Source organism: Roseovarius sp. (assembly GCF_048262375.1).
Classification (GTDB): Bacteria; Pseudomonadota; Alphaproteobacteria; order Rhodobacterales; family Rhodobacteraceae; genus Roseovarius.
Genome location: NZ_JBLXFE010000015.1, coordinates 1 through 12,577, shown reverse-complemented (window position 1 = coordinate 12,577; position 12,577 = coordinate 1). Strand labels below are relative to the sequence as shown.

At 59.1% G+C, this 12,577-nt stretch carries 11 protein-coding genes; 2 read left to right on the top strand and 9 right to left on the bottom strand.

Translation table 11 applies throughout. The annotated features are described in order from the left end of the window. Positions 1-39: 39 nt before the first annotated feature. The 9 genes from ACN0SW_RS14905 to ACN0SW_RS14865 form a co-directional block, all read right to left on the bottom strand. The gene (locus tag ACN0SW_RS14905; protein ID WP_417728721.1) at positions 40-1,551 is read right to left on the bottom strand and encodes a tripartite tricarboxylate transporter permease; all 1,512 of its coding nucleotides are present in this window, start codon (positions 1,549-1,551) and stop codon (positions 40-42) included. A gap of 39 nt (positions 1,552-1,590) precedes the next feature. Beyond that, positions 1,591-2,094, bottom strand: a complete 504-nt coding sequence (locus ACN0SW_RS14900; protein WP_417728720.1) for a tripartite tricarboxylate transporter TctB family protein — start codon at positions 2,092-2,094, stop codon at positions 1,591-1,593. A 36-nt stretch (positions 2,095-2,130) separates the two neighbouring features. Beyond that, positions 2,131-3,087, bottom strand: a complete 957-nt coding sequence (locus ACN0SW_RS14895; protein ID WP_417728719.1) for a Bug family tripartite tricarboxylate transporter substrate binding protein — start codon at positions 3,085-3,087, stop codon at positions 2,131-2,133. A gap of 163 nt (positions 3,088-3,250) precedes the next feature. Then, the gene (locus ACN0SW_RS14890) at positions 3,251-4,114 is read right to left on the bottom strand and encodes a universal stress protein (protein WP_417728718.1); all 864 of its coding nucleotides are present in this window, start codon (positions 4,112-4,114) and stop codon (positions 3,251-3,253) included. A 2-nt stretch (positions 4,115-4,116) separates the two neighbouring features. Continuing rightward, positions 4,117-5,784: a formate--tetrahydrofolate ligase gene (locus ACN0SW_RS14885; protein WP_417728717.1), complete on the bottom strand. Its 1,668-nt coding sequence runs from the start codon at positions 5,782-5,784 to the stop codon at positions 4,117-4,119. A 29-nt stretch (positions 5,785-5,813) separates the two neighbouring features. Beyond that, complete coding sequence (locus tag ACN0SW_RS14880) at positions 5,814-6,731, bottom strand: methionyl-tRNA formyltransferase (protein WP_417728716.1); 918 nt, start codon at positions 6,729-6,731, stop codon at positions 5,814-5,816. Between the two features lie 57 nt (positions 6,732-6,788). Then, a complete protein-coding gene (gene frc / locus ACN0SW_RS14875; RefSeq protein ID WP_417728715.1) occupies positions 6,789-8,060 on the bottom strand; it encodes a formyl-CoA transferase in 1,272 nt (423 codons plus the stop codon). 60 nt (positions 8,061-8,120) lie between these two features. Then, the gene (gene oxc / locus ACN0SW_RS14870) at positions 8,121-9,893 is read right to left on the bottom strand and encodes an oxalyl-CoA decarboxylase (protein WP_417728714.1); all 1,773 of its coding nucleotides are present in this window, start codon (positions 9,891-9,893) and stop codon (positions 8,121-8,123) included. A 62-nt stretch (positions 9,894-9,955) separates the two neighbouring features. Then, positions 9,956-10,660, bottom strand: a complete 705-nt coding sequence (locus tag ACN0SW_RS14865; protein WP_417728713.1) for a GntR family transcriptional regulator — start codon at positions 10,658-10,660, stop codon at positions 9,956-9,958. 474 nt (positions 10,661-11,134) lie between these two features. On the opposite strand from ACN0SW_RS14865, the gene ACN0SW_RS14860 reads away from it, so the two are divergent. After that, positions 11,135-11,674 carry a hydrolase gene (locus tag ACN0SW_RS14860; protein WP_417728712.1) on the top strand — a complete coding sequence of 180 codons (540 nt, stop codon included), beginning with the start codon at positions 11,135-11,137 and terminating at the stop codon, positions 11,672-11,674. Between the two features lie 34 nt (positions 11,675-11,708). Further along, positions 11,709-12,577, top strand: an 869-nt coding sequence (gene sucC, locus ACN0SW_RS14855; RefSeq protein ID WP_417728711.1) for an ADP-forming succinate--CoA ligase subunit beta, incomplete at its 3' end; no start/stop codon positions are given.

The window sequence follows — 12,577 nt, the reverse complement described above, 5'->3', positions numbered from 1 at the left end:
ACTGGCCCCCCTTTCATGTCTTGGTTTTGGCCTCCTGCCTTATTCAGCAGGCTTGGCCCGCCGCGGACGCAGATATTTGAACGCAGGCATCAGGATCAGGATGATCGCGATAACCATGATCGGTGCCGAAATTGGCCGGCTAAAGAAGATCGACGGATCGCCCGACGACAACAGCAGAGATTGGCGCAGCGTTGGCTCGGCAATCGGGCCCAGAACGATGGCCAGAACCGCAGGAGCCACCGGATAGTCGAACTTGCGCAGGAAGAACGCCCCAAAGCCGAAGATCAGCAGCAACCAGATGTCGAACATATCCTGCATTGCCGCATAGCCACCCACAACCGACAGCACAAAGATCAGCGGAGCAAGCACCGTAAACGGCATGCGCAGCATCCAGATAAAGAGCGGGATGAAGGCAAGGTTCACGACCACGGCAAAGAAGTTGGAGACATAGAACGATCCGATCAGACCCCAGACGAAATCCGACTGCTCAACGAACAGGCGTGGACCGGGCGTCAAACCCCAGATCACCATGCCCCCCAGCAGAATGGCCGTTGTGGGCGAACCGGGAATGCCCAGCGTCAACATCGGCAACATCGAGCCGGTAGAGGCCGAATTGTTAGCCGCTTCAGGTGCAGCCACGCCACCGACATGGCCCTTGCCGAAATCATCCGGCCGCTTCGAGATCATCTTGGTCACACCATAGGACATGAGCGACGCCGGGGTGGCCCCCGCAGCCGGAAGCACGCCAACAAAGAACCCAAGGAACGAGCCGATAGACATGCCCTTCCAGCCTTTCTTGAAGGACGTCCCGGTATCCTCGATGATCCCCTTCACCGAAATCTTGGCTTCGGTATTGGTCACTTCGCCGCGTGTCGATTCAATCGTCCAGATCATCTCGCCGATGCCATAGACGCCAATGGCCAGCACAAGAAAACTGATCCCGCCCAGAAAGCCATTCATGTCCAAGAGAACCAGTCGCGGTGCGCCCGAGATTTGGTCAAATCCAACTGTAGCCAGCACGAGACCAAAGCAAATCGAGAATACCGTCTTGGCGATGTCGTCGCCACCCAGACCCACAAAGGTCGCAAATGCCAGCAGCATCAGAGCAAAGATCTCAGGCGGACCAAAGCTGAGCGCCACCGTTGCCAGAAGCGGGGCAAGCCCGGTAAAGAGCATGACCGACACTGTCCCCCCGACGAACGACGCCACCGCAGCTGCCACAAGTGCCAGGCGTGCCTTGCCCTGTAGCGCCAGAGGGCGACCGTCAAAAGTTGTGGCGACCGCCGTCGAAGCCCCGGGAATGCCCAAGGTGATCGACGAAATGGCCCCCCCGTACATCGCTCCATAATAGATCGCCGCGAGAAAGATGATCGCAGATCCCGGCGGGACGAGAAAGGTAATCGGCAAGAGAATTGCCACACCGTTCACCGATCCCAGACCTGGCATAGCGCCGATAAAGAGCCCGAGCGTCACGCCAACAAAGATAAGCAATAGGTTAAGAGGTTGGATTGCGACAAGTATGCCGTCGCCAAGTAGAGATAGAATTTCCATGGGTTGGTTCGCCCTTTTGTCAGCTAGGCCGTGACCGGCTCAGTAGATGATTTCGTAGAGGACATTGAACACCGGCTCGGTGAATCCCATGCCGGTCGGCATCGAGATTTGCATCAGCCCTTCAAAGAAGAAGAACAGCCCAAGCGGGAACAGCACCACCATCATGCTGGTCAGAAACCAGCCGTGGCGTCCGAGAACTTTGAGATAGTAGATCATGAAGACTGCAACCGCGCCATACATCGACACGATATCAACCAGTGCAACAAAACCGATGATACCACCCCCCACGAGCAACAGCGTCTTGAGCCCGTATGAGTCGAGTACCGGTTCATCCGAGCGGGATTGCGGAGACGTCCCCCGCACCCAGTTTAACGCGATGAAACCCGTCGAAATCAGCATGCCCAGCGACAGCCAGAACGGCCAGAACCCGCCTTGTGGACCAGTCCCGGCAACAAAGCCGATACCGTTCGCCGATGCCTTGTACATCAGATAGATGGATAGGAGGGCCAGCACGCCCGCCGTCACTATTTCGCCAACCCGCATGGCTAGCCCTCCCTGTTGTTCAGTTAAGCTTTCAGATCACTTCATGCCCGCAAGCAGCTTGGTGTGGGTCTCGACTTGCAATTCCCAGTACTTGCGCTGCTCATCGGCGTTCATCCACAGCGGCGAGAGCGACTCGGCCTCCAGATACCCCTGCCATTCTTCCGAGTTAAAGATCTCGGTGAACAGGTTCCGGTAATAGTCAGCTGCCTCGTCCGACATTCCCGGCGCGCCAACGACGGCCCGCTGGTTGTAGTAGCTGAAATCATGACCTTTTTCCTTGAGCGTCGGAATGCCCGGATAGGCGTTCATCTGCTCGTCCGAGAACACCAGCAAGGGGCGCACATCGCCCGACTGGTAGAAACCGCGTGCCTCTGCCGGGTTGTTCACAGTGGCCATGATCTGCTTGCCGGCCAGAGCCGCCGCAACCGCGCCGCCGCCATCAAAGGGGATGTACTTTGACTTGAGACCGAACGCGCCATTCGTATAGGCAAAGACGATGCTGTCTTCTTGGCCAGTGCCTGTGCCGCCGGTGACATATTCGCCATCCGCCGCCTTGACTGCGTCAACCCACTGCTCAAACGTCTCGATCCCGCTGTCCTTGTGTACCCAAAGCGCGAAGGGATCGACGCCCATCATCGCAATCGGGGTAAAGGTCTGGATGTCGATGCCCAGATCGGGCTGACGGATCGGTGTCGAAAAGAACGAGTTCAGCGTCACCAGAATGGTGTGATCAGGGTCACTTGCAGTGTTGAGCCAGATCAGCGCTTCGGCACCAGAACCACCACCCTTGTTGTTGGGAATAAGCGGACGGTTGGTGAGATCTTTCTTCTCGGCCACCGACTGGATGAAGCGGGCGATCTGGTCAGCACCACCACCCGGACCCGCCATGATGACAAAGTCGATGGGCTTGCGCGGTTGCCATTCGGCCATAGCCGCCGGAGCCGTCAGCCCCAGCGCGGCAATGCCAATTGCTAAAGTCTTCAGAATATTCATGTCTTCCTCCCATTGATGACCGCTATCCGGCCAGATTCAGTAACGGCTCTGATGTGCCCTGGACCCTCCTCGGCCCTTTGTTGGTGCGCACCCGAACCAGACTTGAGTTTGCTGTCGTCCTTCCCCCCCTGTCCACAAATTTCCGCTTATTTTGCTCGATCCCTCAATGCACCATGACCACTGGAATCGTTGCTTCGGCCACAATTGTCGCGGAATTTCCGCCAAGCAGCGACTCACGCTCATAACTCTCGTGATAAGCGCCCATAATCAGCATGTTGGCCCCAACTTCGGCACATTTTTCCAAAAGCGAGCGCCCGACATTACCGCTGCGTTCAAAGGTTTGAATCTGCGATGTGATGCCACGCTGAGCCAGATAATGCCTGAACTCTTCGGGCGTGGCGGTGTGTTCGATTCGCCCCGCCGTCAGGATCGTCACCTGATCCGCCCCCTCGATCAGCGACATCGCCATGGCGACCGCGCGGGACGCCTCAAGCGATCCATTCCAGCCGATAGCCACATGGCTGCCAATATCCGCCGCCACCTGATCGGTATCCGGGCAAACCAGAACCGGACGCCCCGAACTGAACAGCGCCGATTTCAGCGTGTTATACCCAAGATTTTCATCCTGATTGGGCTTGGCCACGCAAATGAGATCGGCAAGGCGGCCATAATGGCGGACCACTTCGACCTGCTTGCCCTCATATTCCCGAAACGCCGCTGTCGGTTTACCCACCGCGCGTGGCTCAACGCTGATCCCGTGCAGAGCGGCATCGGCCATAAACTTGTCGCGCAGGTAACCCTGTTCGTAATCCGCCCGCTTGAGGCTCGCCTCTTCCAATTGCTTGCGCAAGAAGGTGGGGATCACCACGCCGTATGGCATCATATCCTCAGCCTTGGGGTGGCAATGCACCACCCGCACATGCGCGTTGTAGCGTTTTGCAAGCGCTGCGGCATGCGCAAACAGGATCGGTCCCCGCCCGTCTCCGCGAACCGGCATCATGATAGTGTGAAGTGTGCTTTTGCCCATGATTAAAACAACCCGTCGATTACGCCATCGGCGTTGATGCAGATAGACTCAGCCGATGGCACCCTTGGCAGGCCCGGCATTGTCATGATCTCGCCGCAGATCACTACGACGAACCCGGCCCCGGCGCTCAGCCGGACCTCGCGCACTGGCAGGCTGTGGCCCGTGGGGGCACCGCGCCGGTTCGGATCGGTGGTAAAGCTGTATTGCGTCTTGGCCATACAGACCGGCAGATGCCCATATCCCTGATCCTCCCATTCCTTGAGCTGACGGCGGATGCTGGCATCGGCCAACACATCGTCAGCGCGATAAATGCGCTTGGCGATTGTCTCGATCTTCTGAAACAGCGGCATCTCATCGGGGTAGAGCGGCGCGTATTGTGCAGCCCCGCTTTCAACCACCTCGACCACCTTATGCGCCAGATCCTCGATCCCCTTGGACCCGTGCGCCCAATGTTTGCACAGGATCGCCTCAGAGCCTTGGCTGGCGACGTAATCCTTGACCGCCTGCACTTCGGCGTCGGTATCGGTGACAAAATGGTTGATCGCCACAATCGCCGGCACACCGAATTGCTTGAGGTTCGCGATGTGCCGCCCGAGGTTCGGACAGCCTGCCTTCACGGCGTCGACATTTTCGGGGCCCAGATCCGCCTTGGCCACACCGCCGTTCATCTTCATCGCCCGCACCGTGGCCACGATCACCACCGCCTTGGGCTTCAGACCGGCCTTGCGGCATTTGATATTCATGAACTTCTCGGCACCCAGATCGGCCCCAAAGCCCGCCTCAGTGACCACATAACCCGCCAGCTTCAGCGCCGTCGTGGTAGCCACGACCGAATTGCAGCCATGCGCGATATTGGCAAACGGTCCGCCATGCACAAAGGCCGGGTTGTTCTCCAGCGTCTGCACCAGATTGGGCTGCATCGCCTGCTGCAAGAGCACGGTCATCGCACCGTCCGCCTTGATATCGCGGCAGAATACGGGCGATTTATCCCGCCGGTAGGCGACGATGATATCGCCGAGCCGCTTTTCCAGATCCGCCAGATCAGTGGCAAGACACAGGATCGCCATAACCTCAGAGGCCACGGTGATGTCAAAGCCACTCTCACGCGGAAAGCCGTTGGCGACCCCACCAAGGTTGCACACGATCTGCCGCAGCGCCCGGTCGTTCATATCGATCACCCGGCGAAACACCACGCGGCGAATGTCGATTTCTTGGGCGTTACCCCAGTAGATGTGGTTGTCCAACATCGCCGCCAGCAGATTGTGTGCGCTGGTAATCGCATGGAAATCGCCGGTGAAATGCAGGTTCATGTCTTCCATCGGCACTACCTGCGCATAGCCACCGCCTGCGGCCCCGCCCTTCATACCGAAACACGGACCCAGCGACGCCTCGCGGATACAGATCGCCGCCTTCTTGCCGATGGCGTTCAGACCGTCACCCAACCCCACCGTGGTCGTGGTCTTGCCCTCACCTGCGGGGGTCGGGTTGATCGCGGTCACAAGGATCAGGTTGCCGTCCTTGCGGTCTGCCAATGACTTGATGAACGCCTCAGACACCTTGGCCTTGTCATGCCCATAAGGCAAAAGGTGATCTGTCGGAATGCCGAGCTTGGCCCCAATCTCCTGAATGGGTCTCTTCTTTGCCGCGCGGGCAATTTCGATGTCAGACATGGTGAACTCCCAATCAGTTGGTGTTGTAGTCAGGTCCCTAGGGTTGCGCCCGGCGCAAGATCTACAGAGTTGGCCCACTCGCTCGCGGGCATCTTGGCCCCACCCGCCGGACGCACCCGTTTGATCAGGATACGCCCGCCCACGCATTGCACGGCAACACCCGCGTCCGACACCTCACGCACGCGGCCCGATATGCCATCGCCCGGAACGAGGGCACAGTCATAGACATCAACCTCGGCCCCGTTCAGCGTTGTCCACGCCCCCGGAGCAGGGTTGGTGCCCCGAATAAGGTCATAGACCTGCTTGACCGGGCGGTGCCATTCGATGCGCGAATGATTGCGATTGCACCGACGCTCATAGGTGGCCTCATCCTCATTGGGGACGATCCGCGGCGGGTTGCCCGCCCGGAACAGATCGCAAACCGTCAGCACGCTATCGACGGCATTCGGATAGATCTTCTTGAAATAGAGGTCGATCACCGTGTCATCCGGCCCGATCTCGCAGTCCCACTGCAAAAGACTGTCGCCCTCATCCAGCCCATCGCTCGGGTAGAACCATGAATAGCCCGATTTTGTGGACCCCATGATGATCGGCCAGTTGACCGCAGAGGGTCCGCGGTGCAGCGGCAACAAGGACGGGTGAAAGCAGATCGAGCCATGGGTCGGCGTATCGCGCGCGGCCTCGGGCACGAACACATTGACAAAGGCCATGACCATCAGATCGGCCTGATGCCCCGCCAGCACCTCAAGCGAGGCGGGATCATCGAAATTTGCAGGCTGGTGAACCGGCAGGCCCTTTTCCAGCGCGAGTTCCTTGATCGGATCGACGGGTTTGCCGTCCCGGTCAGGTTCACAATAGACCGCGACAACCTCGTCTGTCCCGGCGTCAAGCAGCTTGGCCAGCACATCTTTGCCAAAGGCCTGCTGCCCCATTACTATAAGTCGCATTCTATCCTCCCGTTGTGCGGTTGGCCGGTCTGCGCCGGCCTTGCCGTCACCCATTCATTATTCGGCAGCCTGTTTCGCACTCCCGACAGCGCCGGAGTCCATGATCCGGGCCAAATCTTCACCACCGTATCCCAGAACATCGCGCAGGATCTCTTGGGTGTGTTCTCCCAACAGCGGCGAGCGCGTCACCTCAACCGGGCTATCCGAGAGCTTGATCGGGCAGCCAACCGAGGTGTAGCGACCACGCTTTGGATGATCGACATCAACGATGGTCCCGGTTTTGCGCAGGCCCTCATCCTCCATGATTTCCTTGGTCGACAGGATCGGACCAACCGGAATGTCATGCGGATTACAGATGTCCATCACCTCGAATTTGGTCTTGGTCATGGTCCATTCCTCGATCCGCGCGAAAATCGCATCGAGCTTGTCCAAACGCTCAGCCGGGGTGGCATAGCCGGGGGCGGCTTTCCAATCGGGCTCGCCAATGACATCGCAGACCTTTTCCCAGACCGCAGCCTGCGTGATGAAATAGGTATAGGCGTTGGGATCAGTCTCCCAGCCCTTGCATTTCAGGATACGACCCGGCTGACCGCCGCCGGAATCGTTGCCCGCACGCGGCGTGGCGTCGCCAAACGGAATGCCCGCGCCGTACTGGGAATATTCGGTCAGCGGCCCCTTTTCCAGACGCTGCTGATCGCGCAGCTTGACGCGGCAGAGGTTGATCACACCGTCCTGCATCGGTGCCAGCACCTTTTGCCCCCGGCCCGAATGCTCGCGCTGATAGAGCGCGGTAACGATGCCCAGTGCCAGATGCAGGCCGGTGCCGCTATCGCCAATCTGCGCGCCGGTTACGAGTGGCGGACCATCCAGAAAACCAGTGGTCGAGGCCGCACCGCCCGCGCATTGCGCGACATTCTCATAGACCTTGCAATCTTCGTACTTGCCGGGGCCAAAGCCCTTGACCGAGGCCATGATGATGCGCGGATTGATTTCCTGAATCCGCTCCCAGCTAAAGCCCATCCGGTCCAGCGCCCCCGGTGCGAAATTCTCGACCAGCACATCGCAGGTCTCGACAAGGCGCGTCAGCACCTCCTTGCCCGCTTCGGTCTTGGGGTTAAGCTCGATCGAGCGCTTGTTGTGATTGAGCATGGTGAAATAGAGGCTGTCGGCGCCAGGCACGTCCACCAATTGCTTGCGGGTCGCGTCACCTACACCCGGACGCTCCACCTTGATCACATCCGCGCCGAACCACGCCAGCAACTGCGTGCAGGTCGGACCCGATTGCACATGGGTGAAGTCGAGGATCTTGACGCCTTCAAGAGCTTTCATAGGGTTCTCCATCTTCTGAGTCGCGTGGGCGCCTTGCCCACGCCCCAGTTTCGTTTCCGTTCAGTCTTTACGCGCTTGCGGATACAGCCGTTGGGCCACAACCGATTGCGGATTAAGATTGCCGATATTACCGCTTTCCTTGCCAGCAGCCGGATCGATGATCGCGTTGATCAGCGTCGGTTTTCCGCTGTCGAGCGCCTCATAAACCGCCTTGCGCAATTCATCCGGCGAGCGGGCGGTGACACCCACGCCACCAAAGGCCTCGATCATCTGATCATAACGCGAGCCTTTGACAAAAACCGTGGTCGCGGGATCTTCACCGCCGCCCCAGTTCTCACCATCACCGCGATAGATGCCGTCATTGTTGAACACGACCGTGCAGATCGGCAGGTTGTAACGACAGACCGTCTCGATCTCCATGCCGCAGAAGCCAAAGGCGCTGTCGCCCTCGACCGCCAGCACGCGCTTGCCGGTCTCAATGGCCGCCGCAATGGCCGACCCCATGCCGATCCCCATCACACCCCAGGTGCCCACGTCGATCCGGTGACGCGGCTTGTGGATGTTGACGATCGAGCGGCACATATCGAGCGTGTTGGCCCCCTCGTTCACGAGGATCGTGTCGGGATTGTCGTTGATCGCATCCTTGATCACCCCGAGCGCGCCGTGATAATCCATCGGGTCGTTGTTGTTGCGCAACCGCGCATCCATCTTTTCCATATTGGCCGTGGCCTTGGAATTCACCGCATCAAGCCAGTCCTTGGGCGGCGCGATCCCGGCCCCGTCCATAGCCTTGATCAGCGCCTCGCAGCACGATCCGACATCGCCCACGATCGGGGCCGCGATCTCGACGTTGGAATCCATCTCCTCGGCTTCGATATCCATCTGGACAAAGCGTTTGGCCCCCGGCTCGCCCCATTGCTTGCCCTTGCCGTGGCTGAGCAACCAGTTGATCCGCGCGCCCATCATGATCACGACGTCCGAGTCCTTGAGCACCATCGATCGCGCCGCCGCCGCACATTGCGGGTGCGTGTCGGGCAAAAGACCCTTGGCCATCGACATCGGCAGGAAGGGATAGCCGGATTTCTCCACCAATTCGCGGATCAGATCGTCACATTGATCATACGCCGCCCCCTTGCCGATCACGATCAGCGGACGCTTTGCGCCCTTCATGACATCGATTGCGCGGTCAATCGCCGATTGCGCCGGGATCTGACGCTGCGCAGGCTCAATCACCTTGACCAGCGACCGCGCACCCTCTGCTGCATCCATCACCTGCCCCAGCATCGCGCCAGGAATATCAAGGTAGACGCCACCGGGCCGTCCCGAAATAGCCGAACGGATGGCCCGCGCCACCGCGATGCCGATATCCTGCGCATAGGTCAGCCGGTAGGCCGCCTTGCAAAACGGCCGCGCCATGGCCAGCTGATCCATCTCCTCGTAATCGCCTTGGGCAAGGTCCACAATCTCACGCTCGGACGAGCCGGAAATCAGGATCATCGGCCAGCAATTCGTGGTCGCATTCGCCAGAGCCGTAAGGCCATTCATGAAACCGGGGGCGGAAACGGTCATGCAGACGCCGGGCATCTTGGTCAGGAACCCCGCAACCGAGGCCGCGTAGCCCGCATGCTGTTCATGCCGGAACGAAATCACCCGCATACCCTGTGCCTGCGCATAACGCCCCAGATCGGTAATCGGAATGCCGGGGACGTTATAGATCGTCTCGATTCCGTTGAGTTTGAGCGCATCAATCAGCAGGTGAAAGCCGTCAGTGAGGCTGTTGATATCCACCTCTGACCCTGCGTTGGGCGATGCGTGTGCGCTGGCGACTGCCATGTGTTCCCTCCCGTTTCAAATCTGTCCCGTCCGCCTTTTGATGCCGGACGCGAGCGTGATAGCTAGGCCGTGTTCAGTGTTGCGTTCCGGGTCAGCTCCAGCCTGCCCCATGTCTTGCGAATATGCTGATGTAGCTGCATCGTGTGCTCGCGCACCCGTTCGGCGGCCTCATCGGCATCGCGGCGCTCCAGCGCCTCGATGATTTCGGCGTGATCGACGACCGACCGCTTGACGCGGTCCCCCTCCCACATCGACCGCAGGCGCACCGCCTGAATATGCAGAAACAAACCCTCCGCCATGCTCTTGAGCAGCGCACAATGCGAAATCTCAAGCATATGGAGGTGAAACTTCAGGTTGTCGTCGGAATATTCCGCAATCCGCGTTGCGGACAGCTCGTCATTGTATTTCGAGGCGATCTTGCGCAGCATGGCGATCTCGCCATCCGTTGCATGCTCCGCCGCCAGCCGCGCCGCCATACTCTCAAGCGCCGCCCAAGCAACGATCATCTCCAGAATTTCCTCAAGGCTCTTGCGCTGAACATAGACCCCCTTGCGCGGCACCACGGTCACCAGACCATCGGCCTCAAGCCGGGCAATAGCATCCCGAAGCGGCGTGCGCGAAATATTCAACTGCTCAGCCAGCGACCGCTCATCCAGCCGCAGATCGGCATTCTGATCATAGATGTCCATCTCCAGGATCGCCTCGCGCAGACGGTCATAGACGTGATCCTTGAGCGTGAATTTCGACGCGATCGGGCGTAGCTTCATGTAATCCCTCCAGTGCGCCCTCGCCCTTCGGCGGCCATGCTTGTTCCTGTGGTATACCATAGACCAGCATATCAGATCGGGCAAATCGTTTTTTAAAAATTCGTCGCCGCACCTGCATCATACCCACACCCCAAAGGCACCAACCGCCTTGTTTATCCAACACAATTTTCACAGCCAGTGAACCCACAAGGGATGTCAGGGCGGGGATGCAGGGCGTTACTTTAACTTACTGATTTTATTTTATTTACTCTGATTTTCGAGAACCGCATTCGCAAAACAGGATTCTCCGAATCATTTAAAACTTGTTGCATCGCAGCATTTAGGAACTCACCCTCAGACCTGCCGACAACCCCTTTATACGCCGCGATTTTACACCGATTGCAAATGCCGGGTTGATGGGTAAAATCAACTGTGGTATCTGGAAGACCACAGAATATTACACCACAGCCGCGGACATCTTTTGAGGGGACATTCATGCTCATCCGTGCCGCCGATAGCGCACTCGTGATCATCGACATGCAAGAGCGGCTCGTGCCCGCAATGCAGGCCCCCGCCCGCACGATTCGCAATGCCCGCACCCTGATGGCCTGCGCACAGGAAATGGGCGTCCCGGTGGTGATGACCGAACAGTATCCCGCCGGACTGGGGCATACCGTGTCGGACCTCAAACCGGGCCCCGAGACCACCGTGCTCAGCAAAATGCATTTCTCCTGCATGGAAGACGCGGATTTTGCCGCGCATTTCCGCGCTCTTGGGCGCAAGCAGGCCGTGCTCGCCGGGATGGAGGCGCATGTGTGCGTCCTGCAAACCGCCGCAAGCCTGATCGAAGAGGGTTTTGAGGTATTCGTCGTCTCTGACGCCACCGCCTCGCGCACCCTTGAGAGCGAACGCGCCTGCATCGCCCGGTTGAGTGCCGCTGGCGCAGGCATCGCCACCACGGAAATGGTCGTTTTCGAATGGCTGGGCCAGGCCGGAACCCCGGCCTTCAAGAAACTGTTGCCACTGATCAAATGACGGCCCCGGTCGTTTTACCCAAGGGAGGAAGAGCGTGAACATCCACGAATATCAGGCAAAGGCCTTATTGCGCAGTTACGGCGCACCGGTCAGCGAAGGCCGCGTCGTTCTGCGCGGAGAAGAGGCCAAGACCGCCGCAGGCGCGCTTGACGGCCCCGTCTGGGTGGTCAAGGCGCAGATCCATGCCGGTGGGCGCGGCAAGGGCAAGTTCAAAGAGGCTGGCGCCGGCGAAAAAGGCGGTGTGCGCATTGCCAAATCGGTGAATGAGGCCGCCGAAGAGGCCAAACGCATGCTGGGCCGCACGCTCGTTACCCATCAGACTGGTCCAGAGGGCAAGCAGGTCAACCGCATCTATATCGAGGACGGCTCCAACATCGACCGAGAGCTCTATCTTGCCCTCCTGATCGACCGCCAGACCAGCCGCATCAGCTTTGTCTGCTCGACCGAAGGCGGCATGGACATCGAAGAGGTCGCCGCCGCGACGCCAGAGAAGATTCTCAGCTTCGCTGTCGATCCGGCCACAGGCTATATGCCCTATCACGGACGGCGCATCGCATTTGCGCTTGGCCTCACCGGCGGTCAGGTCAAACAATGTGTCAGCCTGATGGGCACGCTCTACCGCGCCTTTGTCGAAAAAGACATGGAGATGCTGGAGATCAACCCGCTGATCGTCACCACGGACGGCAATCTGATGGTGCTTGACGCCAAGCTGGGATTTGATGGCAACGCAGTCTACCGCCATCCTGACATCGCCGAGTTGCGCGACACCTCGGAAGAAGACCCCAAGGAACTCGAAGCCTCTAAATACGACCTCAACTATATCGCCTTGGATGGCGAGATTGGCTGCATGGTCAATGGCGCGGGCCTCGCGATGGCGACGATGGACATCATCAAGCTTTACGG